This window comes from Phocaeicola sartorii JCM 17136 = DSM 21941 (assembly GCF_054653615.1).
The window spans coordinates 3,893,212-3,920,190 of the sequence record NZ_BAAIFW010000005.1 but is presented as its reverse complement, the minus strand read 5'-3'; the positions used below and the strand labels follow the sequence as shown (position 1 = coordinate 3,920,190).

The 26,979-nt window shown below is 40.9% G+C and carries 11 protein-coding genes and 3 pseudogenes; 12 read left to right on the top strand and 2 right to left on the bottom strand.

The window, feature by feature from the left end; all coding sequences use genetic code 11:
* Positions 1–38: 38 nt before the first annotated feature.
* The 9 genes from ACYQ0C_RS16465 (at position 39) to ACYQ0C_RS16425 (ending at position 21,834) form a co-directional block, all read left to right on the top strand.
* Positions 39–3,407 carry a SusC/RagA family TonB-linked outer membrane protein gene (locus ACYQ0C_RS16465; protein ID WP_175271045.1) on the top strand — a complete coding sequence of 1,123 codons (3,369 nt, stop codon included), beginning with the start codon at positions 39–41 and terminating at the stop codon, positions 3,405–3,407.
* 19 nt (positions 3,408–3,426) lie between these two features.
* Positions 3,427–5,730, top strand: coding sequence for a RagB/SusD family nutrient uptake outer membrane protein (locus ACYQ0C_RS16460; protein ID WP_016278020.1), 2,304 nt, complete (start codon positions 3,427–3,429; stop codon positions 5,728–5,730).
* Positions 5,731–5,959: 229 nt separating this feature from the next.
* A complete protein-coding gene (locus tag ACYQ0C_RS16455; protein ID WP_016278019.1) occupies positions 5,960–7,285 on the top strand; it encodes an oligogalacturonate lyase family protein in 1,326 nt (441 codons plus the stop codon).
* A 12-nt stretch (positions 7,286–7,297) separates the two neighbouring features.
* Complete coding sequence (locus tag ACYQ0C_RS16450; protein WP_016278018.1) at positions 7,298–8,692, top strand: arylsulfatase; 1,395 nt, start codon at positions 7,298–7,300, stop codon at positions 8,690–8,692.
* A 12-nt stretch (positions 8,693–8,704) separates the two neighbouring features.
* Positions 8,705–11,560: a glycosyl hydrolase gene (locus ACYQ0C_RS16445; RefSeq protein WP_016278017.1), complete on the top strand. Its 2,856-nt coding sequence runs from the start codon at positions 8,705–8,707 to the stop codon at positions 11,558–11,560.
* Positions 11,561–11,765: 205 nt separating this feature from the next.
* Positions 11,766–14,771 carry a glycoside hydrolase family 2 protein gene (locus ACYQ0C_RS16440; protein ID WP_016278016.1) on the top strand — a complete coding sequence of 1,002 codons (3,006 nt, stop codon included), beginning with the start codon at positions 11,766–11,768 and terminating at the stop codon, positions 14,769–14,771.
* Positions 14,772–14,877: 106 nt separating this feature from the next.
* Positions 14,878–16,722: a rhamnogalacturonan lyase gene (locus ACYQ0C_RS16435; protein ID WP_244964558.1), complete on the top strand. Its 1,845-nt coding sequence runs from the start codon at positions 14,878–14,880 to the stop codon at positions 16,720–16,722.
* 147 nt (positions 16,723–16,869) lie between these two features.
* Positions 16,870–18,513 carry a rhamnogalacturonan acetylesterase gene (locus tag ACYQ0C_RS16430; protein ID WP_016278014.1) on the top strand — a complete coding sequence of 548 codons (1,644 nt, stop codon included), beginning with the start codon at positions 16,870–16,872 and terminating at the stop codon, positions 18,511–18,513.
* A gap of 21 nt (positions 18,514–18,534) precedes the next feature.
* The gene (locus ACYQ0C_RS16425; RefSeq protein WP_016278013.1) at positions 18,535–21,834 is read left to right on the top strand and encodes an exo-rhamnogalacturonan lyase family protein; all 3,300 of its coding nucleotides are present in this window, start codon (positions 18,535–18,537) and stop codon (positions 21,832–21,834) included.
* 71 nt (positions 21,835–21,905) lie between these two features.
* Here the strand turns inward: ACYQ0C_RS16425 and ACYQ0C_RS16420 are convergent.
* Positions 21,906–23,015: pseudogene (locus ACYQ0C_RS16420) on the bottom strand (ATP-binding protein); the annotation flags it as partial.
* Between the two features lie 1,314 nt (positions 23,016–24,329).
* Here ACYQ0C_RS16420 and ACYQ0C_RS16415 point away from each other — a divergent pair.
* The 3 genes and pseudogenes from ACYQ0C_RS16415 to ACYQ0C_RS16405 all read left to right on the top strand — a co-directional run.
* Positions 24,330–24,794 (top strand): annotated as a pseudogene (locus ACYQ0C_RS16415) (transposase); the annotation flags it as partial.
* Positions 24,795–24,873: 79 nt separating this feature from the next.
* The gene (locus tag ACYQ0C_RS16410; RefSeq protein ID WP_016278009.1) at positions 24,874–25,092 is read left to right on the top strand and encodes a helix-turn-helix transcriptional regulator; all 219 of its coding nucleotides are present in this window, start codon (positions 24,874–24,876) and stop codon (positions 25,090–25,092) included.
* Positions 25,085–25,831 (top strand): annotated as a pseudogene (locus tag ACYQ0C_RS16405) (DUF1016 N-terminal domain-containing protein); the annotation flags it as partial. The gene ACYQ0C_RS16410 and the pseudogene ACYQ0C_RS16405, both read left to right, overlap by 8 nt.
* Before the next feature lie 127 nt (positions 25,832–25,958).
* On the opposite strand, the gene ACYQ0C_RS16400 reads toward ACYQ0C_RS16405, so the two are convergent.
* Positions 25,959–26,975, bottom strand: a complete 1,017-nt coding sequence (locus tag ACYQ0C_RS16400) for a site-specific integrase (RefSeq protein WP_008024684.1) — start codon at positions 26,973–26,975, stop codon at positions 25,959–25,961.
* Between the last annotated feature and the right edge of the window lie 4 nt (positions 26,976–26,979).

Sequence of the window (26,979 nt, the reverse complement as noted above, 5' to 3'; positions counted from 1 at the left end):
ATGTCAAGTTAACTTTTGTTTAACTTAATAATTAAAGTATGAAAGACAGAAAGAATTCAAGTCTGTTGGGTCGTCTGGACAAGTTCCAGCGGCTTTTCTTTGTTGCTTTGTTATCCGTATTGGCTGTAGGGGCCTTTGCACAGAGCAAAACCGTCTCGGGTACTGTCCTTGACAAGGCAGGTGAGTCTGTAATCGGTGCCAGTGTGGTGGTGAAAGGTACTACCAATGGTACAATTACCGACTTTGATGGTAATTTCACACTTCAGAATGTTCCTGATAATGGGACGATCCAAGTAAGTTTCGTGGGATATAAAACTGTAGATATTCCGGTGAAAGGACAATCAATTATTAAAGTGATTTTAGAAGAGGATACTGAAACGTTGGATGAAGTAGTTGTAGTGGGTTATGGTGTGCAAAAGAAATCGGATGTTACAGGTGCTTTGACTCAGGTTAGTGCTAAAACAATTCGTGAACGTCCGGTTCAGAATGCTTTACAGGCTATGCAGGGAAAAGCAGCAGGTGTGCAAATCACATCAAATAACCGTCCGGGAGAATTAGGAGAAGTACGTATTCGTGGTAGCCGTTCGTTGAGCGCTAGTAATGATCCGCTTTATGTAATAGATGGTATTCCTATGGCTGTTGGCTCTATGTCGGATGTTAATCCCAATGATATTGAATCTATGGAAATATTGAAAGATGCTTCGGCAACAGCTATTTACGGTTCTCGTGGTGCTAATGGCGTAATTTTGATTACTACTAAAAAAGGAAAAACAGGAAAAGTAACTATTAATTATGATGGTACAGTATCTTTTTCCAAGATTCATTCTATGACAGATTGGATGAATTCCGGTGAATTGATAGACTGGAATCGTCAGGCCAATGTTAATGCGGGAGCATATACTGGTAAGTATGGCAATGCTCCAGATCCGGATATCGATGGAGATGCTTATTTCGGAGGTGTATCTAGATATCCTTATTTGCGTCCTGTTTTTAATTCGGCTTTCCAATTTAATGCAGATGGTAGTCCTGTGTTACGTGATGCTACTCAATATGAAAAAGAGGTATTGGGCTATGCTGACAGAGTACCTGTTTATAATTCAGCAAATATTCCCACTACTCCTTGGACAGACTATGTAACACGTACCTCATTGACACATAATCATCAGATTTCATTATCTGCTGGTACGGAAAAATCGAAATTGTATATGTCTTTGGCTTACTTGGATCAAGAGTCACCGATGAAAGACCAAGATTATAAACGTTATACAGTGAATATGAATGGTGAGATTCAAGCTACAGATTTTCTGAAAGTAGGCATGGGAATTAATGTTAGCCATTCTATAAAAAATTATGGTATTGTTAGTAATTTTTCAAATACTACAGCTAAAGACTCTTATGGTCTGGCGACAAGCTTGATGCCGTACGCTCCGGCTTATGATGAAGATGGAAAGGTATTAAGTCCTGATGACGGTCCATCGCAACACAATGCTTTGTTGAATATAAATGAGGCTTTGAATGAAACACGTTATTATGGCGTCATGTTCAGTTCTTTTGCTGAAATCGATTTTGGTAAGATTTGGTCTCCTTTGGATGGTATGAAATGGCATACAAATTTAGGTGCGCAATATCGTAATTCCCGTGAAGGTAGTTATTATGGAAATAATTTTACCAATCCGTTAGGCTTTGCTTCTACGGAACCGAATGTGGCTTATAATAACCATAACCAGAAACTTGCATGGACGTTGGAAAATATGATTTTCTATAATAAGACATTCAAAAATATTCATTCTATCGGCTTGACATTGATGCAGTCTGCCGAGTATTATCGTTCGGAAGGTTTGGATGCACGTGCTTATGAGTCTAAGTTCCCTACAGCCTTGTGGTATAGCATTGGGGATTCTAATACAGCTAGATTGAGTGCTGGTTCTTCATTTGGTGAACAGCAGCGTGCTTCTTATATGGCTCGTTTGAATTATAATTTGATGGATAAGTATTTATTGACTGTGACAGGTCGTTGGGATGGTGCCTCTATGTTGGCGGAAGGTAACAAATGGGATTTTTTCCCATCGGCTGCTTTGGCATGGAAAATGAATGAAGAGAATTTCATGAAAAACATAGATTGGTTAAACTCTCTTAAACTACGTGTCGGTTATGGTGTGACAGGTAATGCTTCTGTAAAATCTTACCAAACAGGTGGATCTATGGTATCTCAGTGGGCTAACAAGCCTTTCGGACAAGGTGGTGTCTCAACGAATGTTACCGGTGCCAAGGCTTCCGTGTTGCCTAACCGTAATTTGGGCTGGGAAAAAACTGCTTCAACCAACTTCGGTTTGGACTTTGGCTTTTTGAATAATCGTATTAGTGGTAGTGTGGAATACTATATCGCTAACACTTCTGATTTATTGCTGAATCGTTCTATTCCTATCATGACTGGTTATACTCAAATTTTAACTAATATTGGTAAAACTCAAAATAAGGGGTTGGAAATAACTTTGTCCACCACTAATATTCAGACAAAAGATTTTACGTGGAAAACTGATTTTACTTTTTCTACCAATAGATCAAAGATTGTGGAATTGGCTGATGGTAAAGTAGATGATCCTACTAACGGTTGGTTTATAGGTAAGCCGATGGATGAAATTTGGACTTATAAATACGATCGTTTATGGCAAGATACTCCTGAAGACAGAAAATTACTTGCTGTATATAAAGCCAAAGGAAATGGTATTACTATGTTCCCGGGTATGGCAAAATTGGTGGATCAAGAGTTCATTGAAGTGCCTGAAGGTACAGAAGGCTCAAAGACTGTCACTTTGGAAGATGGATCGAAAGTAACTTATATGGATAATGGTTTTGGTAAATTTGATAAAGACGACTACCATTTTCAAGGTTCATTCACTCCCAAATGGGAAGGTGGTTTTACTACTACATTCATTTATAAAAACTGGCAATTGAATGCATTTTTCTATGGTCGTTTTGGTAATATGTATTATGGTCTGATGCAAACATACGGCCGTCGCGTAGAAAAAGATGTTTGGAGTCCTGAAAATACAGATGCAAAATTCCCTCAGCAACGTGCTGGTGGTGAGGCAAATACTGATTATAAGGATTATATGAATTATACGAAGGGAAATATGATAGCTGTCAGAAATATAGCTCTATCTTATACATTCCCCGAAAAATGGCTTTCTAAGGTAGGCGCAAACAGCTGTCAAATTTATGGTCAGGTATTAAATCCGTTTATTTTTGGAGGGGACTTGGTAAAAGCCGGTATCAATCCTGATGATACTACCGGTTGGGGAGCCGAAGGTGGACGCAGCAATGGTACTTATAAATATATTGGTGGACAAACCAATAATACAGTATTGACTCGTAGTTTGGTAATCGGTTTGAGACTTGGATTTTAATTGATAAAAAATAATAGTTATGAAAAAATATATAGTGTGTTCAATGATTGCGCTAGGAAGCATTTCTTGTACAGATAGTTTCCTGGAAGAAAAGATGGTTTCAACCATAACGCAAGATTATTTTGAAACAGAGCAAGGGTTAGAGCAATTGATTGTGGGTACTTACGATGCATTGCGGGTAACTAAACAATATGAACAAGGTCCTAACAGCTTGATGCTGGGAGTGGATAATTTTACTAGCAAGACTCCTAACAGGGGTATGTATTCGCCTAGTGAATGGAATGCGACGGGTAAATTGGCAAGTCTTGCTAATGGGCTATGTGGAGAAAACGCTAAATCTTTATTGGGGTTCTATCCTATTATAAATAATTGTAACCGTGCCATTATTTCTATTCGTGAGGGAAAGGCTTTGGGAAAATTTGCATCGGATGAGCATTATGCAGCTAAAGCTTTAAGTGAAGCTTTATTTAATCGCGCCTATGCACTTTATATCATGAGTACAATGTATGGTGCCATTTATGTGCCATTAGGATATACCGCTGAATTGCCTTCCAACTATAATTATGTACGTGAAAGCGTTCCTAATATTTATAGGTTGTTGATAAGTGATTTGCGTTACGCTTATGATCATTTGCCTGATGTAAAAGAGCAAAATTTGAGTACTGATTTCGGATGTGTAACCAAAGGTGCTGCAGCACATTTTTTGGCAAAATTGTATTTACAACGTGCACAAGCAGAAAAATATGGGACTTCAGAATATGGTGTAGATGCGGAAGGAAATGTGGATACCAATAATCCGAAATCTTATCTTGGTATGCTATATAAAGGTAAAGGTATAGCCGATTTGGATTCCTGCATCTATTATGCTTCTACTGTCATTGACAACGGTTATTATGAACTGGAATCTGATTTTGGTAAGTTGTTTAGTCATCCGTTGAATGATTATTCTAATGAGAACAGCCATGAGTTGATTCTTTCTTGTGTATATGGTCCTATGGGAAGTGCTGATAATGGTCGTTATGGTAATCGTTTACCTTATTTCTTTGGTGGAGACTATTCTAATGCGTCTTGGGGAATTCCGGAATTCTGTTGGGAATATCCTACTAAGTCTGCTTCACGTGTCGGATATACCAATGACTTTGGTTTTGATCTTTATGTGAATAAGCACGCAGATTCTCGTTATCAGAAATCTTTCCATGTGGAATATGTAACGGCTTTGCGTGGTGGAGATTCTAACTCTACTCCGGCTCCCAATAAAGATTATTATGCGTATAATAATGCTAAAAATGCTACATTTGAGTGGACTGAAGAAATGGCGGATTATTTTAACGAACATATTCTTCCGGAATATAATCGTTCTTCATGGGGAGGCCGTCAAGCTGTAGCCGGAGAACATAAGATGGGTACCGGTGACTTGGCTTTCGCTTATTTGGAAAATACGAAAGAAACAGCGATTGATATTAAAGAAGCATTGGCTCAGCCTTTTGTCTTGATTGCACGTTGGATTAAAGATGGTAGTAAATATTACTATCGTGTTCCATTTCAAGCTAGTGGTAAAAGCTATACTTATAATGAGAAAAGTTACGGTGGATTGGATAAGTTTGGTTCTACAGTTTGTCCAGCTACTGTAAAATATGATGAACCAAATCGTAGTAACTACACTCATTATGAGTCTGGACGTGATGTTCCTTTATTCCGTTTGGCTGAGACTTTTTTGCTTCGTGCTGAGGCTTATGGACGTAAAGGAAATTATAATGCGGCTATAGATGATATAAACAAAGTACGTGCTCGTGCTGCGTTCAAGGCTGGTGAAACTCGTGCGGAAGTTCTTGCACGTTTACAACCAGGATATGAGAAACTGACACAAACAGAGCAGCAATGGCCGTATGAAGTAGAAAAAGATATGACATCAACGATGTTGGTTGACGAATCTTATTGGGATGGTGGTTCGGCTAACTCTAAAGCTGAAATGTATCCGGAAACAGCTACTACGACTGAAGATCGTTTCGTGAACTTTATATTGAATGAATTGGCACGTGAATTGAATCAAGAGATGGTTTATTATGAGAATTTACATCACTCAGGCTGGCAGGCTGATCGTATAATCTATCATGATCAATTGGCTTCACCCAAGCAAGGTTTGTGGGATGACTCTGATAACTTGATTAACGGTATTGGTCAGACTGGTAATGGTATGGGAATGTTTGAACCGTATTTTACTTTTAAACCTTTTGCCCAGTCAATGCTTGACTTGCTGACAGATGAAAATGGCGTATTATTGGATGAGGCGTCAAAGAAGGCTTATCAGAACTATGGTTATTAGGAGACTTGTTAAAATAGAATTTTAATATCTATAATGAAAAGTGGAAAGAGTTATCATGACTTTTTCCACTTTTATTTTATGGAAGTAGTATATCAATGAAAAATTCTAAGATATGTAGAGGATATAAATCAGATAAAGTGAACAATTAACCATATAAATGGATAAAATTCTATTTGATATAATTTCTCTCATGCATAAATTTGTCGTATCAGATAAAAAATGACATGCTATGAGAAAGACATTTTTAGCTATTACATTATTTTTAGCTTTTAGTAAAGCCGCATTGGCTCAGTTTGGAAATTGTACTGCATCGGAAATGCAGACTTATGTAGATAGTGCGACCGGTAACACCATCACGATGTTGACCGATACGATGAAGAATGATCGTTTTCTTTATCAAACAGATCCCATGTGGACGGCTGATGGCAAATACTTATTGTTCAGGTCTTCCAGCCGTGGAAATGACAAAGAGGTGGAAAGTACGCTTCCTAATGGAGAGAAACGTAAATGGAAACCTACACAAATTTACTTTATCGAAATGGCTACCGGTAAAATTATCCAAGCTACAGAGGGACCGAACTTGGGCAGTGCCTATTTGGCGAATAAAACCAACCGTATGTTCATCAGCCGGAAAGAAAAAGAAAACTGGAACATGTATGTAATGGACTTGGATAAATTCTTTGCTGATGTAAAACAGGGAAAAGTAGGTAAACCATCCGTTTATGAAACTTTCATAGGCACTTTCCCCACTGAGATGGGACGTCCGGGAGGATATGCTGTGGATTGCAATGATGATTATGCCTACATAACTGTGGAGCGTGAAGGAACAGAAGAGGAAAAGGAACGGATGATGAAAAACGCTTTTCTGCCCGAAAGCAATCAGCCGGTAAAAATCAAACCCAGCCTTTGTGGTATTCGTAAAATGAACCTTACTACAGGAGAAGTAACTAAGGTTGTTGATACGGAATTTAAAACAGGGCATATACAAGCCAGCCGTTTTACTCCGGGTGAAATTGTCTTTTGTAACGAAACCGGTGGTGATGCGCATCAGCGTATGTGGTTTTGCACGGCAGATGGAACAGTCTTTAAACCTTTATATAAAGAAACTCCACTCGATTGGGTGACGCATGAGACTTTTGCAAGCAAAGATTATGTATATTTTAATATCTTGGGATTCCAGCCACGTCTTCGTAAACAGGCAAGTGGTATTGTACGTATCAATTTGCGTACGGATGATGTAGAGTTGATAGGGCAGGTGGAATTAGAAAAAGACCGTCAGGCAATTGACGGCCAATTGGTAGGAAGAGGCTTCTGGCATTGTAATGCCAGCCGTGATAATAAATGGGCTGCCGGAGATACTTTTGGAGGAAATGTATGGTTGATTAATGTACAGACCGGGGAGCGTCATTGGTTGGTGTCGGATACTAAGATGAAACCGGATCATGCACATCCCAGCTTTAGTCCTGATGGTACGAAGGTTCTTTTCCAATCCGGGCATTTTACGAATGGAAAAAGATTAAATTTAATGATGGTGGATATTTCATCCTTTAAATAAAGAAGGTTGGATATGAAAAATACACGTAAGATATTATTTTCCGCAACTTTGTTGTCTTCAGGGCTTACGATGGCCCAGACTACAACGGCAGAAAAATTGCCCAATGTCATTTATATTATGGCAGATGATTTGGGCATAGGTGATTTGGGATGCTATGGTCAGCGTCAGATTAAGACACCGAATATTGATGGGATAGCTCAAAACGGGATGAAGTTTATGCAGCATTATTCCGGTTCTACGGTCAGTGCTCCGTCTCGTTGTGCTCTGATTACGGGAAAGCACATGGGACATGCCGCAATCAGAGGAAATGCAAAAGTGGCAGGTTCGGATGGATTGTTATATGAAACTCCGCTTCCTGCAGGTGAAGTTACCGTAGCCGATATTTTTAAAACAAAGAACTATGCTACCGGATGTGTCGGTAAATGGGGAATGGGAGGACCGGGTACGGAAGGTATGCCCGACAAACATGGTTTTGATTATTTCTACGGTTATCTGGGGCAGCGTTTTGCTCATAGTTATTACCCTGAGTTCTTGCATGAGAATGAGCAGAAGATTATGCTGGATGGGAAATATTATTCGCATGACTTGATGTTGGAAAAGGCTTTGAACTTTATTGATGAAAATGCGCAGAAACCTTTCTTCCTTTATTTTTCACCGACCATACCCCATGCTGATCTCGATATAATGGGGGAAGCGATGACGGAATATGAGGGGGAATTTTGTGAAACTCCTTTTGGAGGAAGCAGAGACGGTTATAAATCGCAGCAAAGTCCGCGTGCGGCGTATGCGGCGATGGTTACTTATTTGGATAAAAGTGTAGGTTTGATTATTAAAGAGTTAAAAGAGAAAGGTTTGTATGATCATACAATAATTGTTTTTACTTCCGATAATGGAGTCCATTCGGAGGGAGGGCACGATCCATCTTATTTTGACAGTAATGGTCCGTTTAGAGGTCAGAAAAGAGATTTATATGAAGGAGGTATCCGTACTCCGTTCGTCATTCAATGGCCGGGAGTTATTCCACAAGGGGTAGTTACCAATCATATTTCTGCATTTTGGGATTTTTTGCCTACTATAGGTGAATTGGTGCAGGCGGATATCCCTCAAAATATTGATGGTATATCTTATTTGCCTACTCTTACGGGAAAAGGTACTCAGAAGGAGCATGATTGTATTTATTATGAGTTCTTTGAATTTGGAGGAAAGCAATCTATTATGACTCCTGATGGTTGGAAGTTAGTGAGGTTGGAAGTTAGTGATCCGTCTAAAACCTACGAAGAATTGTATAATATTTATACAGATCCGGCGGAAACTTCCAATGTGATAAAACAATATCCTGATGTGGCAAAAAAATTAAAGAATATGATAGGTGGTCAGCGTGTTGAAAATGCCCGTTTCCATTTTTAAATAATTAGATTTATGAAGCAATCCTTATTATTAAAGAAATGCAGTAAGTTCTGTTATGTACTTTTTGCAGTTTGTGGCTGTTTGGCTTGTACACAGAGTCAGACGATTGAATGGCCGCAAGTGACTAACGAGACTAAGCCTTGGACGCGATGGTGGTGGGAAGGCAATGCGGTCAGGACTACTGACTTGGATACGGTTATGCGTAAGTATCAGGAGGCAAATCTGGGTGGATTGGAGATCACTCCTATTTATGGAATACATGGTTATGAGGACCGCTTTAAAGATTTTCTTTCTCCGGAATGGGTTGATTTGTTTCTGTATACTTTGCAGGAAGCAAAGCTGTTGGGGTTAGGTATTGATCTGGCTAATGCTTCGGGATGGCCGTTTGGAGGACCTTGGGTTACTCCCGAAGATGCGTGCAAGACGTTGGCTTATAAAACTTATCAATTGAAAGAAGGCGAACAATTAGGTGAACCTGTCCGATATAAGGAAGAAGGCTTTGTCAGATTGGCAGGGCATACTCCGGTAAAACTGGAGGATCTGAAAGAACCGGTCAGTGCGAATGCCGATTTACAGACATTGGCATTGGATCAGGTACGATATAAAAAGGAACTGCCTTTGATTATAGTGACCGCTAATAGTGATAAAGGTGAATGTCTCGATTTGACTTCAAAAATAAAACCGGATGGCACATTGGACTGGACGGCTCCTCAAGGTGACTGGACTATTTGTGCTCTGTTCCAAGGTCATCATGGAAAAATGGTAGAACGCGCAGGTCCTGGTGGTGAAGGCAATGTGATAGATCATTTTTCAGCTTCGGCCATTGATCATTATCTCAGTAAATTTGATGAGGCTTTTCAAGGAAAGGATATCAGTTATCTGAGGTATTATTTTAATGACTCTTATGAAGTGGACGATGCAAGAGGAGAGTCAAATTGGACTCCTGCTTTTTTTGACGAATTCCAAAAGTATAGGGGATATGATTTGCGTCAACACTTACCTGCATTATTAGGTATGGATACACCGGACAAGAATGCAAGGGTGTTGTATGATTATAGGCAAACCATAAACGATTTATTGATAAATCATTATTCCATTCGTTGGCAACACTGGGCGGCAAAACAAGGAAAGGGTATAAGGAATCAGGCTCATGGTTCTCCTGCCAATATTCTGGATTTGTATGCAGTGAGTGATGTGCCCGAAATAGAAGGGCGTGATTTGGTCAGTATAAAAGCGGCTCCGTCTGTAGCCCATACGGAAGGAAAGAAGTTGTCGTCTTCAGAAAGTGCGACTTGGCTGGATGAACATTTCCAATCGAATCTGGGAGATGTAAAGAAAGCGCTTGACCTTTTCTTTCTGGGCGGGGTGAATCATATTTTTTATCATGGCACTTGTTTCAGTCCGCAGGAGGCTCCCTGGCCGGGATGGTTGTTTTATGCGGCAGTCCATTTTAATCCGAATAATCCGTTCTGGGAGGATTTTAAATATTTGAATCAGTATGTTACTCGCGTGCAGTCATTTTTACAGGATGGCACTCCTGATAATGATGTCCTTTTATATTATAACATAGCCGATGTGATGTCTGAGCAAGGGAACAGAAGTCTTCAACACTTTAGCGGATTGGATCGTAATATGTTGGAATCTTCAGTTAGAGAAAGTGCGGTTACTTTAACAGAGAATGGTTATGCGTGGGATATGATTTCTGACAAGCAACTTCTTAAAACTAATATTGAGAAAGAAATGATTGTAACGCCTGGTGCCGCATATAAAACCGTTCTTGTTTCGGCGGCGCAATATATTCCTTATGAAACAATGGAAAAACTGATGGCTTTGGCTGATGAAGGTGCTACCGTTGTGTTTTATAAGGGAATTCCTCAAAATATGGCCGGAATGATTCTTTCGGAAGAAAAACAGGCTCATTTTAAAGAAATGCTGGATGCTCTGGACTTTCATGCTGAAGGTGCTGTTAAATGTGCTCGTGTAGGTAAGGGGAAGATTTGTTTGTCAGATGATATTAATGCTCTGATGAATGAGGCGAATGTGGGTGCCGAGAAAATGTATCAGGCAGGTCTGCAATGTATCCGCAGAAATAGTGCGACGGGAAAATATTACTTTATAGAAAATAGCAGCGATCGTAAAATAGAGGATTGGATTCCACTTCGTACAGAAGCTCGGAGTGCGGCGATTTTCAATCCAATGACCGGTGCCAGTGGTTTGGCCGCTATGAAACGCAATGACGGGCAAACAGATGTTTACTTGGAATTGAATCCGGGTGAAACTGTCATTGTATCAACTTCCAGTCAGAATTTTACAGGAGATGCCTATGCTTATTATCAAAATGCAGGTGAGCCAAATCCTGTTTCCGGCAGTTGGACTGTTTCTTTTGTTCAAGGAGGTCCTCAGCTTCCTGCTTCCATAACAGTGGACAGCTTGGCGTCATGGACTGATTTCGCAGGGGATGAATATAAGGCTTTTTCAGGAACAGCCGTTTACACGACTACTATAGACAAGGTACCTGTAGCGGATGTGATAAAATTGGATCTTGGCTCTGTAGCGGAAAATGCATCTGTCTATTTGAATGGAGATTATATCGGTACAGTGATTGATTCTCCTTATCAACTGTATATTCCTGCTGAAAAATTCAAAGGACAGGATGAATTAGTTGTCAGAGTGGCCAATTCTATGGCGAATAGAATTGCTTATATGGATAAGAAGGGAATGGATTGGAAGATTTTCTATAATGTAAACATGTCTGCAAGGAAAAAGGAAAATGTGAAGAACGGTATCTTTGATGCTTCTAATTGGGAACCCAAACCTTCAGGTCTATTAGGTCCTGTCATGTTGATTCCGGTTGTAGTGAAGCGATAAATCATATAGTTCTGATGTTGCAACTTGTAGAATAAATGTTTCAGGATGCTTGTTTATTATGTTGATTTTTAGCTTGTTATATAAATAGGCGTAATATGAGCATCCTGGCGATTTGCTTTGAACGAATTTCTATAAAAATGTACCTTATTCTATGGTAGGCAAGAGAACTTTATGCTAGTTTTGCAACAAACAATTTGAGATAGCTATGAGAAACAAAATTCTTTTATTTTTATTGACTTTTATAGGAATAAGTCAGATTGCGGCAGCATCAGCTGTCCGTGATAAATACAATTTTAATGCTGAATGGTTACTTTATGTCGGCGATATACCGGAAGCCAAAGAGGTACGTTTTCAGGATGCGAATTGGAAGAAAGTAACATTACCTCGTCCTTTTAATGAAGATGAGGCTTTTCGTTTGAGCATAGAGCAATTGACGGATACTGTGGTGTGGTATCGTAAACATTTCCGTCTGCCTGCCGGCAGCAAGAACAAAAAAGTCTTTGTTGAATTTGAAGGTGTCCGTCAAGGAGCTGATTTTTATATCAATGGTGAATATATCGGCTTGCATGAAAATGGCGCGATGGCTGTAGGTTTCGATTTGACTCCTTATATTAAATATGGACAGGAGAATGTCATGGCGGTCCGTATTGATAACAATTGGAATTATAAGGAACGTGCTACCGGCACCAAATATCAGTGGAGTGACCGTAATTTCAATGCCAATTATGGAGGTATACCTAAGAATGTATGGCTTCATGTAACCGATAAGGTTTATCAGACACTTCCCTTGTACAGTAATTTAAAAACTACCGGGGTTTATATCTATGCGGAAGATATCCGTGTGAAGTCTCGTAAGGCTGTGGTTCATGCGGAGTCTGAAATAAAAAATGAATATAATCGGGATAAGAAAGTCGCTTATAAGGTTGAAGTGCTTGACCGTGACGGGAAAAGCATAAAAAGTTTTGAGGGTACTCAGACGGTAGTAAAACCGGGTGAAACTGCGACTTTGGAAGCTTCGGCAGAAATAGACGGACTTCATTTCTGGAGTTGGGGATACGGATATTTGTACACAGTAAAAACCAGTTTATGGGTGGATGGCAGAAAAGTAGATGAAGTGGCTACCCGTACCGGTTTCCGTAAAACTCGTTTCGGCAGAGGAATGATTTGGTTGAATGACCGGGTGATTCAGATGAAAGGTTTTGCACAGCGTACCAGTAATGAATGGCCGGGAGTCGGTATGAGTGTTCCTGCATGGCTGAGTGATTATAGCAACGGTCTGATGGTGGAAGATAATGCCAACTTGGTTCGTTGGATGCATATCACCCCTTGGAAGCAGGATATTGAATCGTGCGACCGTGTGGGATTGATTCAGGCGATGCAGGCCGGTGATGCGGAAAAAGACCGTGAAGGCCGTCAATGGGAACAACGTACAGAATTGATGCGTGATGCCATTATTTACAACCGTAATAATCCGAGTATTTTGTTCTATGAATGTGGAAACGAATCAATCAGTCGTGAGCACATGATAGAAATGAAAGCGATTCGTGATAAGTATGACCCTCATGGAGGCCGTGCCATCGGTTCTCGTGAAATGCTTGATATTCGTGAAGCCGAATATGGTGGCGAGATGCTTTATATCAATAAGAGCAAACATCATCCGATGTGGGCCATGGAATACTGCCGTGATGAAGGTCTGCGCAAATATTGGGATGAATATTCTTATCCTTATCATAAAAATGGGGAAGGAAATAATTCATTCCGTTCTGCAATGACTAATAAGGTCCAGAAAAAGGTGGATGCCCGTGCTTATAATCACAATCAGGATTCCTTTACTATTGAGAATGTGATTCGTTGGTTTGATTATTGGCGTGAACGTCCGGGTACCGGTGACCGTGTCAGCTCGGGAGGTGTGAAAATCATCTTCTCGGATACGAATACACATTATCGTGGTGTGGAGAATTATCGTCGTAGTGGTGTGACAGATGCCATGCGCATCCCTAAAGATCCTTTCTATGCACATCAGGTGATGTGGGATGGATGGGTGGATATAGAGAATCCCCGTATTCATATCGTTGGTCATTGGAACTATAAAGAAGATGTGGTTAAACCTGTTTATGTGGTATCCAGTGCAGAAAAAGTGGAATTGTTCCTGAATGGCAAATCTTTAGGAAACGGTCAAAGAGATTATCATTTCTTGTATACTTTCAAAGATGTGGCATTTGTTCCGGGCAAGTTGGAAGCTGTAGGGTATGATAAGAATGGAAAAGAATGTTGCCGTGCTGAATTGCAGACCGCAGGCAAGCCGGAACAAATTAAACTCAGTGTGATTCAAAATCCTAAAGGTTGGAAAGCGGATGGTGCTGATATGGTATTGCTTCAAGTGGAAGTGATGGATAAAGATGGCAGACGTTGCCCGCTGGCTAATGATCTGATACATTTTGACGTAGAGGGACCGGCTGAATGGCGTGGTGGAATAGCACAAGGTAAAGATAATTATATTCTTTCAAAAGACTTGCCTGTAGAATGTGGAGTCAACCGGGCTTTGATACGCTCTCTTACAACTCCGGGAACGGTTCGTATAACAGCCAAGGCTGATGGACTGCAATCTGCTGAAATCAGTCTTTCTTCCGCACCGGTTGAAGTGAAGAATGGCTTGAGTGACTATATTCCGGGAGATGAACTGGAGGGCAGGCTGACCCGTGGAGAAACTCCGTTGACTCCTTCTTACAAAGATACGAAAGTCGATGTGAATATCTTATCGGCGGTTGCCGGAACCAACCAGGATGAAGCGATCAAAAGTTTCGATGATAATGAATTGAGTGAATGGAAGAATGATGGCAGGCTGAATACTGCATGGATAACCTATCGTTTGGAGCGTGCGGCCCGTGTGGATGAAATTTGCATGAAACTTACCGGTTGGCGCTTGCGCAGCTATCCTTTGGAAATATATGCAGGTGATGAACTGATTTGGAGTGGTGAGACTGCAAAGAGTTTGGGATATATCCACTTGAATGTAAAACCTGTATTGACAAATGAAATAACCATCCGTTTGAAAGGTGCCAGCAAGGAGGGAGACGGTTTCGGACAAATTGTAGAGGTTGCTGCGCCTGCTGCGGGTGAGTTGGATTTGTTTAAGGCAAAAAATGGCGATAAGACTAATCACGAGTTACGCATTGTTGAAATTGAGTTTAAAGAAAATTTGTGGCAATAAAGAGGTAGATATTTTTGGAGGTAAAGATTGATAGACAGGATTTTCTTTTGTTAAGCAGATAGGCGGGGAGCCTCCCCGCCTGTATTAAGGTTTTATAAATTGTAAGATGAAACATTGTATTATGATGAATATGCTTCTGCTTGTCGGAAGCATATTCGCTTTTTCCCAACCTTACAGTGGAGAAAAGCTTTCAAGAGGATTGATCGGAATTCCGACAGAGAATGGAATGTATTTTAGCTGGCGCATGACCTTGGAGGATGCAGCCGGATTGCAATTTGATTTATACCGTAGTTCCAATGGAGGTGCGGAGGTAAAGTTAAATAAAGAACCGATAGATCGGACTTCCGATTTTTTAGATCGCACGGTTGATTACACGGTGGATAATCGTTGGACTTTAAAAGCAACTACCGGGGAAGTTGCTACCTGGACTCGTCTGAAGGGAGAGGAACGGAATCCTTATTTAAGTATTCCTATTTGTAAACCGGAAGACGGAGAAATAGCAGGTGAGCCATTTACTTATACAGCTAATGATTGTAGCGTGGGCGATCTGGATGGTGATGGAGAGTATGAGATTATTTTAAAATGGTCTCCTTCTAATTCAAAGCGACCGCCACAACGGGGCTTTACCGGTAATACCTATTTGGATGCATATAAAATGGATGGAACCAGGTTGTGGCGTATTGATTTGGGGCCGAATGTACGTTCCGGAGCAGCCACGACTAATTTTCTGGTCTTTGATTTTGATGGAGATGGATGTGCGGAAATTTGTTGTAAAACGGGAGATGGTACTGTCGATGGACTGGGACATCGGATAGGAGATGCCCAAGTCGACTGGAGGACATGGGATAAAAAGAGTCCTACGTATGGTAAGATAGTAAATGGTCCGGAATATCTCACGGTTTTTGAAGGACGTACCGGAAAAGAACTGGATTCGAAAGAATATATTCCAACCCGTTATCCTTTGGATGGTTGGGGAGGTGTAGGTGGCAATTGTGGTAATGACAATACTGGTGGTCGTTCAGACCGTTTTACAGCCGGAGTAGCTTTTCTGGATGGAAAAACGCCTTCACCTGTCATGGTAAGAGGATGGTACGGACGGACGGTGGTGGCTGCATGGACTTTTACAAACGGGGCATTGAAACATACATGGACTTTTGATAGCGCGACACCGGGTTGGGAGACCTATTCGGGTATGGGAAATCATAGTGTGACCGTAGCGGATTTTGATGGTGATGGTTGTGACGAAATCTGTGTGGGGGCTATGACTGTAGACCATGACGGTAAAGGACTGTTTACTACGGGTCTGCGTCACGGAGATGCTTTACATGCCGGGCGTTTTATTCCTTCCCGTCAAGGTATGCAGGTTTTTGGCGTGCATGAAAATGAAGGCGATAATGAAATTGTAAAGCGTACTCCTGCCGTAGCTATGTTTGATGGAGCGACCGGAGAAATTATCTGGCAGGATGGCTTGGGACAAGATGCCGGCCGTGGAGTAGCTGCCGATATTGATCCGCGTTATGATGGAGCAGAGTGTTGGTGCAATATAGGAGGTTTGAGAAGAGGGGACACCGGAGAAATAATCTGTAATAGAAAGCCTGATTCCTGCAATTTTACCATTTATTGGGACGCCGATCCTTTGGCGGAACTACTGGATCATGTTTCCATCAGTAAATGGAATTGGAATACGGAAAGTACGGATTTATTATTGAAAGCCGAGGGAGTTGTTTCCAATAATGGAACAAAAGGTAATCCGTGTTTGTCGGGTGATATTTTAGGAGATTGGCGGGAAGAGGTTATTTGGGCCTCCGAAGACCAGACGGAATTACGTATTTATTCTACTACCATACCGGCTGTGGACAGACGTGCCACATGGATGAATGACCGTCAGTACAGGTTGGCGATAGCTTGGCAGAATGTTGCGTATAACCAACCACCGCACCCTAGTTTCTAGCCTTGTCGCTACTCCGATTAGGATAGATGTACTATTGGTTGAACGAATAAACAGGAAAATGAATGAATTTCTATTCTCCTGTTTGTCCGTTCGTCTTATTTTTGTGAGAGATTTGAAATGCAATAAAAGAAAAACACTATAAATGTCATGAAAGGAAATAAACTTTGTTTATGCTTTTTGTTAGCTGCCGGAGTAGGGCTTGGAGCACATGCTCAGAATAAGATAACTGCTCCGATGAAGGATGTGAATCAAGTCATTGATAATACGCTTGATAGTTTAAATGTGGCGCGTTCCGCCCGTCCTGTTTCAGGTTCCAGCCGGAAAGGGGATAATCCGGTGTTGTTCCTTGTTGGAAATTCAACCATGCGTACCGGTACTTTGGGCAATGGAAATAACGGTCAATGGGGATGGGGATATTTTGAACACGAGTATTTTGATGAAAATAAGATAACCGTTGAAAATCACGCATTGGGAGGAACCAGCAGCCGTACTTTTTATAACCGGTTGTGGCCTGATGTGTTGAAAGGAGTTCGTAAAGGTGACTGGGTTATCATAGAATTGGGACATAATGACAATGGTCCGTACGATAGTGGCCGTGCCCGTGCCTCTATTCCGGGAATTGGCAAAGACAGTCTGAATGTGACTATTAAAGAAACAGGAGCAAAAGAGACCGTATATACGTATGGGGAATATATGCGTCGTTTTATTCATGATGTGAAGAAAAAAGGCGCTCATCCTATTTTGATGTCCCTGACTCCTCGCAACGCTTGGGAAGATGCAGACAGCACTATTATCACCCGGGTGAATCAGACATTTGGATTATGGGCGAAGCAGGTAGCTAAAAAAGAGAGAATTCCTTTTATTGATCTGAATGATATCTCGGCGCGCAAATTTGAGAAATTCGGCAAAGAAAAAGTAAAGTATATGTTCTATCTGGACCGTATTCACACAAGTGCTTTTGGCGCGCGTGTCAATGCAGAATCTGCTGCCGAAGGAATCCGTAACTATAAGGGATTGGAACTGGCGCGTTATTTGAAACCGGTAGAAAAAGATACGGTTACGGGGGCTACCCGTAAAAAAGGGAATCCTGTATTGTTTACGGTGGGAGACAGCACTGTGAAAAATGCCGATAAAGATGAAAATGGCATGTGGGGATGGGGAAGTGTTATTCACGAACTGTTTGACACAGAAAGGATCTCTGTAGAGAATCATGCGAAAGCAGGCCGTAGTGCGCGTACTTATTTAGATGAAGGGCGTTGGGATAAAATCTATCATGCACTTCAGCCGGGAGACTTTGTTTTGATACAATTCGGACATAATGATGCTGGTGACATAAACACAGGGAAAGCGCGTGCGGAATTACCCGGTTCGGGAAATGAAAGCAAGGTCTTCAAAATGGAGAAAACCGGCAGCTATCAAGTGGTTTATTCTTTCGGCTGGTATTTGCGTAAGTTTATTATGGATGTAAAAGAAAAGGGAGCTGTTCCTATTGTCCTGAGTCATACACCCCGCAATAAGTTTGATAATGGTGAGATAGAGCGCAATACCAGTTCTTTTGGTAAATGGACGCGTGAAGCGGCAGAAGCGACCGGGGCTTATTTTATAGATTTGAATAAAATATCGGGAGACAAGCTTCAGGATATGGGATACAATCAAGGTTTGCGTGTAGTAGGAGCGTATTTCAATCATGACCATACCCATACCTCTTTGAAAGGTGCCCGTATGAATGCCCGGAGTATTGCTGACGGGCTGAAAGCTACGGACTGTCCGTTAAAAGACTTTTTAAAGTAAATGAAAACAAAACCACATCGTATGAAAAATCTGTTTCTGTTTTTATTTCTATTAGTTGTCTTTACGTCAAAGGCACAGGATAATAGAGTATCCGGTTTGAACTCCCGCCAGTTTACTAAATACTGGAAGGTTGAATCGGAATCGCCTGATTATAAAGTGACGTTTCAGGGAGATACCGCTGAGATAGTATCTCCCAAGGGATTGACTCTTTGGAGAAAAGAGAAGATGAGTGGAAAAGTGACCATTGAATATGATGCATGTGTGGTGGTGGAGTCGGATGGAGATCGTCTGAGTGATTTGAACTGCTTCTGGATGGCATCAGACCCTCAATATCCCGATAATTTATGGAAGCGCGAAAAATGGCGTAGCGGTATATTCCTGAATTGTTATTCTTTACAACTTTACTATTTGGGATATGGTGGTAATCATAACTCTACTACACGTTTCCGTCGTTATGATGGGGATGAGTCAGGTATTACAAATCCTAAAGCCCGTCCTGCTATTCTAAAGGAATATACGGATGCCGGACATTTGCTGAAGCCGAATCATTGGTATCACATCAAGATTACCAACGAGAACAATAGGGTTAGTTATTACATAGACGGTGAGCGCTTGGTGGACTTCAGGGATGCTGACCCGTTACGGGAAGGCTGGTTTGGCTTTCGCACCACCTTGTCGCGTACTCGTATTACAAATTTCAGTTATGAATGCTCATCGCAAGAGGCGACTACTGTTCCTTTGCAATGGATTGGTGAGACTCCCCGGCAGGATAAGGCCGTAAGTTTCGGAGTGCCTTTTGATAAAGGGGAAGTTTTTCCGGAAAACAAGCTACGGCTATCTGCAGAGAGTGGTGAGGATATTCCTATTGATACCTGGACTTTGGCTTATTGGCCGGATGGTTCTGTAAAGTGGGGAGGAATAGCAGGAGTTATTCCTGCCGGAACAGAAAAACTGACTCTGGAAAAGGCGGTAAAGAAATCTAAAGCGAAATCCAAACTGCCGGATACAGATAAAAAGAAGTCCGTTTCTGTTACAGAAACATCACAGGGTATTCATATTTCTACCGGAGTCATTTCAGCATATATACCTCGTCAAGGCGAATTTTTGATAGATAGTCTGTTATATAAAGGTGTGAAAGTAGGAGAAAAGGCTAGGCTTATATGTCATACGCAAAGTGAACCGGTACTTGAAAGTACTTCTCAAGTTTCTTTCACTAATTATATAGGAGAACTGAAATCTGTAACTGTAGAGCGTGCCGGTTCTGTGCGTGCGCTTGTTAAATTGGAAGGGGTACACAAAAGTCCGAATGGTCGTGAGTGGTTGCCCTTTGTGGTACGGCTTTATTTTTATGGTGGCAGTGAGCAAGTGAAAATGGTGCATAGCTTTGTATATGACGGAGATCAGAACAAAGATTTCATTCGCGCTTTGGGAGTTCGTTTTGATGTTCCTATGCGTGAGGCTTTATACAATCGCCATGTAGCTTTCTCTTGTGCCGATGGTGGAGTCTGGAGCGAACCCGTTCAGCCTTTGGTGGGACGACGCATACTTACATTGGGTAAAACCGGAAATGGAGAATCTTCGTTACAGCAACAGCAGATGGAAGGAAAACGCATTCCTTCTTATGAAGCTTTTGACGAAAAGAACCGTGCTTTGCTTGATCATTGGGCTTCTTGGGACAGTTATCGTCTGTCCCAACTGACAGCGGATGCATTTTCAATCCGTAAACGTGCCAATGACAATAATCCTTGGATAGGTACTTTCTCCGGTACACGTAGTGAGGGTTATGCCTTTGCCGGAGATATAACCGGAGGCATAGGACTTGAGTTGCATGATTTCTGGCAGTCTTATCCGTCTTCTATTGAAATCTCGGATGCAAAAACTCCGGTGGCTGCTCTTACCGCATGGATATGGAGTCCGGATGCTGAGCCGATGGACTTGCGCCATTATGATAATGTTGCCCATGACTTGAATGCCAGTTACGAAGATGTGCAAGAGGGAATGAGCACTCCTTATGGAATTGCCCGTACAACGACTCTTACCTTGATACCTCAGGGTGGTTATAGCGGAAAGAAAGCTTTTGCAGAACAAGCTAAACAACTTGCCGGGCCGGGAGTGCTGATGCCTGTACCTGACTATTTGCATGCCAAGCAGGCATTTGGTGTTTGGAGCCTTCCTGATCGTAGTACTCCTTTCCGTGCCCGGGTGGAAGACAGGCTGGATGCTTATATCAGCTTCTATCAAAAAGCGATAGAACAAAACAAATGGTATGGTTTCTGGAATTATGGGGATGTGATGCATGCATACGATCCTGTCCGCCATACCTGGCGTTATGACATCGGAGGTTTTGCATGGGATAACACGGAACTGGCTTCTAATATGTGGCTATGGTATAATTTCCTGCGTACCGGACGTGCTGATATCTGGCGCATGGCAGAAGCTATGACCCGTCATACGGCGGAAGTGGATGTGTATCATATCGGCCCGAATGCAGGATTGGGTAGCCGGCACAACGTCAGTCATTGGGGATGTGGAGCTAAAGAAGCACGGATCAGTCAGGCTGCCTGGAATCGTTTCTACTATTATCTTACTACGGACGACCGATGCGGTGATTTAATGACTGAAGTAAAAGATGCCGATCAGAAATTGTACACGCTGGACCCCATGCGTCTGGCACAACCTCGTAGTCAGTATCCTTGTACGGCACCTGCACGTCTCCGCATCGGTCCCGACTGGTTGGCATACGCCGGAAACTGGATGACAGAATGGGAGCGTACCGGCAATACGGCTTATCGTGACAAAATTATAGCCGGGATGAAAAGTATTGTGGCACTGCCCAACCGTATCTTTACAGGTCCGTTGGCTTTAGGTTATGATCCGGCTACAGGGATTATTACCAGCGAATGTGACCCCAAGTTAGAAAGTACAAATCATTTGATGACCATCATGGGAGGTTTTGAAGTCATGAATGAAATGATCCGTATGGTTGATTATCCCGAATGGAATGAGGCATGGCTTGATCTTGCCGCCCGTTATAAGCAGAAAGCATGGGAGTTAAGGAAGAATCGTTTCCGTATATCCCGTTTGTTGGGATATGCAGCCTATCATACCCGTAATGCAAAAATGGCGGAAGAGGCTTGGACAGATTTATTTTCCCGCTTGGAACATACTCCGGCTCCACCTTTCCGTATAGAAACTGTTCTTCCGCCGGAAGTTCCCGCTCCTTTGGATGAATGTACAAGTATCAGTACCAATGATGCCGCCCTTTGGAGCCTGGATGCCATTTATATGCAGGAAGTGATTCCGGTGGATGGTGATAAGTGATGTGAAGATTATCGTTTAGTAGGTATGGATTACACGGATTCCACAAGGTGTTTTTATTCTTTTTGTGGAATTCGTGTAAATCCCTCTTCCACCTCTTTATTGGGAAAGCTTAAATGGCAGATACCGAATTCCTCATCATATTCCTTGATAGTAAGGTATCCGTTCAGGTAAAGCATCGGAATAAGATCTGGTGATTCCCAATCTATACTATTTAATGCTTGCTTACTAGTTGCTGTATGTGCCATCCGTTCCAGATTGTAATGATGTCTTTTTAGCAGTTCCACCAAGTAAGTAGGAGTCCCCGTTTCGAACCAGTAACTGCCAAATTCCTTGCGCTTGAAAGCATTGAGCAGACTGAACGGATTATACATGCCGATGGAGTTGTGGGTGAAGTGATAGCCATCATAATATTGTCTTAGTTTTTCGCAGAGGCTGTCATATGTCATATTTTGTACATCTGCAAATTCATGAAGTTCGGTTTCCAAATTCTTATGAATTTCTTTTTCGCTGATGCCACATAATTCTATATATTCATTCCACATCGAAATATCATCCAGATTATTCAGATCACTGAATACACTTACTTTTCCAAACTTAGTTACTCCTGTCAGCATGGCGAATTTGATGCAGCCGTCCTTGCTTTTCAATGCTCCGTAGAATGCTTTAAGTGTTTCGCGAAAACTATTTTGCAATTCTTTGTTGCCGATGGCCTGCAACATGGGCTTGTCATATTCGTCTACCAGAATCACTACACGTTGGCCTGTTTGTTCATAGGCGCGCTGAATGGTGCCTTCAAAACGCATGGACAAGGAATCTTCGGCAGGCTCGCTTCCATATAGCTTTTCCCAGGTTATCAATGTACGGTTCAGTTTGCTTTCCAAACTTTGTGGACTATCATATTTCTGTGTATTCAGGTCAATGTGCAGTATGGGATATTTTGTCCAGTCCTTTTCCAGTTTCTCCATAGCTAGTCCTTGAAAAAGTTCCTTTTTCCCTTGGAAATAAGCTTCTAGAGTGGAGATAAGCAGGCTTTTTCCGAAGCGGCGTGGGCGGCTCATGAAATAATAGCGTCCGGATTTTACCAATTGATAAATCAATGCTGTTTTATCAATATAGAAATAGCCATCCAGGCGGAGACTTTCAAAATTCTGTATACCGATAGGATAAATCTTATTGCCCATACTTTTTTGTTTTAGAATGATAACATACAAAGTTACTGATTTCCTTTTTATTTCCTGTATTTTCAGTGAATTCTTTTGGAATAATGTTTTGTTTTTAAGTAGATATGTCACAGAGAGGAATACAGAAACTTTTCATCTTTTGTTTCTTAATTTATGTCGCTGGTTGATGTGGGTAAAGTATAATTTATGAGATACCTTATTAGAAAAATCAATAACAGATTAAAATGGGTTCACCTGAAGAAATTTATTGGAACATGGTAAAAAACAATAGAAAGTTGGACGCGAAAATGCCCTCATGCTCTCACTTTTTTCATAACTTGTTTATAATGAACTGCTTATTAGTGGTGATAGCATCGGTGTTAGTGAGGGCATTGCCCTCACTAATGGATGCTTAAAAATAAATTATTCAAACTCTACCGCATGATACAAAGTACCTTTATTGCTGGCTTTTGGGGGAATGCTCAGCTTGCAGAGAATGCGTCTGGAATAATTTATATTCTTGATTTATAGTCCTTTTTATGCGTATGTCCTTTCGGGTAATTGAAAATCTTCATGAGTGGTCAGCCCTTCTTTCTTCTTCTCTGAAGTAGCAGAAGAAAAGTGACATTTAAAAAACTGCTCCAAAGGCAAAATTTGCTCAAATTCGGTGTTGTTTTGCCACAATACCCTACTCTTTTTCATCATTCACCCCCTAACGTTCGTTCTTATAAAGCAGTTGCATGGCTTGTGAATCGAGTTGGTGGTAGTCTATGTGTGCATATTTCCCTGTCTCTTATTTGTTTTCTTTCTTTTCCTTTCCTACTTTTTATATGTTTGTAATTGCTTATCCACCTAGGTGGTTAAGTCTAACTACGAAGGTGGTTAAAGTTAACCATGAAGGTGACTAGACTTAATCACGTCCGTGGTTAACAGATATTGAACTTTTAATCAGGGTAGACGCATTATATTTATTACTATATTCTTATTTGCTATTTCTTTACTATCTTATTGGTAATTACTATATTAGTCCAATACTTCGGTAAATTTTTACCGAAACTTTAAAATTAAACATTAGAATCGGCTACAGCTGGCTCGATAATATTAAAGAGGTCATTGAAATATTGTCAAAACGAATGGTTAAGCATTAAGAATTGTGGTCGAAAAAAAGAAGCTAATCCACTGATAATAAGAAGAAAGAGTATTGCATAATTTGTTATTTTTTAGTAAATTAGAAGTCTCTGAACTCTTCTGATTATGACTAAAAAAACACTCCTTATGCAATACCAATCTGAGTGCCGGTCGGCTCTCAAATCAGTTGTAAATATACGCAAACCTTTTGAAAATGACGCGGTTCTCTATTATCCGACATTGGAAAGGAAAACAGGAAAGCGTGGTCATCCTAAGTGGTTTGACGGTAAGATTGACTTTACCAATTTGGACCTGACCCGATGTACGGAATACAAGGTGAATAAAGGGAAACTATACGAATTGGGGGTATATGCAAAAGCTCTCAAGAGGTACGTCTCCTTATCCATCTGGTATCCGATGGATGGAAGGACAGACAAGTGGTACCTGTATTTCTCTACGGACGATTCCAATGCGTCACTCACGGCTGTCAACTTGGTCAAAGCGGCATGCAAAAGGCAAGGAATGACATACTCCATATCCTCGTGCAAGTCAATCATATACAATGCTTCTATGCTTGAACGATTTATTTGCGTGTCTGGTATAAACCCAGACCCACAAGTTATTGACAAACTTTTCAAAGAACTCATTTTATTTACGACCAAAGCAGTTTAGCTTTGGCTAATTTTTAACGAACTATTATCTAAATATTTGAATTATGATTATCTTTGTTTCCATGATAAATTTATGATGCATGAATAAAGATATGAATCGTCTAAAAGTAGTGTTCGCGGAAACAAAACGCACGAGCAGGTGGCTGGCAGAACAATTGGGTAAAGATCAAGCTACGGTTTCTAAATGGTGTACTAACACCAGTCAACCGAGCCTTGAAACATTATTCCAAATAGCAGAATGTTTAGGTGTCAAAGTTCAAGATTTGATAAGCAAAGATACCTCTAAAGACCATGAGTAAGATACAAAATATAGATAGCCACATCATCGCAGATATTGCGGAACGCATCGAGCGATTGATTACGAATGCACGAGCAAATGTTGCACGAGTAGTTAATATTACCGAAGTCATCACCAAATATGAAATAGGGCGCATTATTGTAAATGTCGTACAAGAAGGTGAAGAACGTGCAACATACGGTAAACAGTTATTGAAAGGTGTATCAGAGGTATTGACAGAAAGACTTGGCGATGGATGGTCGGTAGAAACCTTGAAAAGATGCCGTAAGTTTTTCACGATATATTCGGTAAAACAGATCGGCACAACAGTGTTGACCGAATCGTCGGATGGTAATTTGGTCAACACTGTTGACCAAATTCAAAAAACGGTAAAAAGCTCAACAAAATTGACTGACACATACCCGTTTACGCTTTCTTGGTCTCATTATTTAGTGTTAATGCGTATCGAATCCGAAGCAGAACGGAGTTTCTATGAAATCGAATGCCACAAGCAGAATTGGAGTGTTCGACAACTGCAAAGACAATATAATTCAAGCCTGTATGAACGATTGGCTCTTAGCAGAGACAAAGAGGCTGTCATGCGTTTGGCACAAGAGGGACAAACTATTAATAATCCTGATGACATCATCAAGAATCCGTTAACATTAGAATTTTTGGGACTTAAATCTGATGTATCATATTCTGAGACCAAGTTGGAAAATGCTATAATAGGAAAGATGCAGCATTTCTTATTAGAAATGTTATGTAAAGGTTTGCATAAGAGTTCTTATGCCAACAAATTTATTATGCAAAGTGACTTAAACTAAATCACAGCTACAAAAGTAATTATAAAAAGATTTATCTCCATCACTTTGCATAATATTTTCATCAGAAAGACTTTAAAAAATCCATTAACTTTTCATTTCCTTGCCACATAGGTTTAGTATCCACCTCCTGAACAACTTTAATATAAGCTTTTTCTATAGCCTCCCGTTTCACTTTTGAGTCCGCTCTTGCATAAATTTCTGTAGTTTGCACATTCACGTGCCCCAAAATATCTCTAATATAAACTAAGTTAACCCCAGCTTGTAACAGATGCATTGCCTTACTATGCCTAAGACTATGACAGCTTATTTTCCCCTTCATTAACGTGGGATGAAGTAGCTTTGCCTTTTTGATGTATCTATCCAGTATATTCGCCACCCCTGCTCTTGTCAGCTTTTCGCCCCAACAGTTTGTAAATAGCGGATGTTGTAGACATTCTGATCTCAACAATCCATTCTCTTTCATATATATTTTCAGTATATCCAACTGTTCTTCAAGCATTGGTACAACTCTATTTTTATTCCCTTTTCCCGTGATTATTACAGTATATGGTTCATCTAATCGAACACATTGCGGAGTTAGGCTTATTACTTCTGACACTCTACACGCTGTATCATACATAAGTGACAATAACGCCAGATCCCTACGACCTTTAGGTTTGGTCGTATCTGGTTGTTGCAGAAGAATCTTCATCTCTTCTACCGTTAGATAGTTCATAATAGGCTTGACACTCTTTTTATTATTTATAGCCATTATTTCTTGATATTCGTATAGATGGTCTGAACTCTGATATTGGAGGTACTTAAAAAATGATTGTATGGCAGCAAGGCGAAGATTACGTGTTGATGTACAGCAACTTCTTTTTGTTTCCAACCAATCAAGGAAGGACAAGATATTCTCTTTTGTTATACTTTCCATTGTCAGTTTTTCAGCTTTTACACCTTTACTTTCCATGTATACCAGATATAAGGTAAATGTGTCCCTGTATGAATGGATCGTATTAGTACTTGCTCCTCTTTCATGGGGCAAATACCGGAGAAGGAAGTCTGTTAGATATTTTGAAAAATTTGTAGGTTTCATAAAT

Coding starts and splice junctions, on each gene's coding strand:
- ACYQ0C_RS16465 (WP_175271045.1), top strand. CDS start 39: ATGAAAGACAGAAAGAATTCAAGTCTGTTGGGTCGTCTGGACAAGTTC.
- ACYQ0C_RS16460 (WP_016278020.1), top strand. CDS start 3,427: ATGAAAAAATATATAGTGTGTTCAATGATTGCGCTAGGAAGCATTTCT.
- ACYQ0C_RS16455 (WP_016278019.1), top strand. CDS start 5,960: ATGAGAAAGACATTTTTAGCTATTACATTATTTTTAGCTTTTAGTAAA.
- ACYQ0C_RS16450 (WP_016278018.1), top strand. CDS start 7,298: ATGAAAAATACACGTAAGATATTATTTTCCGCAACTTTGTTGTCTTCA.
- ACYQ0C_RS16445 (WP_016278017.1), top strand. CDS start 8,705: ATGAAGCAATCCTTATTATTAAAGAAATGCAGTAAGTTCTGTTATGTA.
- ACYQ0C_RS16440 (WP_016278016.1), top strand. CDS start 11,766: ATGAGAAACAAAATTCTTTTATTTTTATTGACTTTTATAGGAATAAGT.
- ACYQ0C_RS16435 (WP_244964558.1), top strand. CDS start 14,878: ATGAAACATTGTATTATGATGAATATGCTTCTGCTTGTCGGAAGCATA.
- ACYQ0C_RS16430 (WP_016278014.1), top strand. CDS start 16,870: ATGAAAGGAAATAAACTTTGTTTATGCTTTTTGTTAGCTGCCGGAGTA.
- ACYQ0C_RS16425 (WP_016278013.1), top strand. CDS start 18,535: ATGAAAAATCTGTTTCTGTTTTTATTTCTATTAGTTGTCTTTACGTCA.
- ACYQ0C_RS16410 (WP_016278009.1), top strand. CDS start 24,874: ATGAATAAAGATATGAATCGTCTAAAAGTAGTGTTCGCGGAAACAAAA.
- ACYQ0C_RS16400 (WP_008024684.1), bottom strand. CDS start 26,975: ATGAAACCTACAAATTTTTCAAAATATCTAACAGACTTCCTTCTCCGG.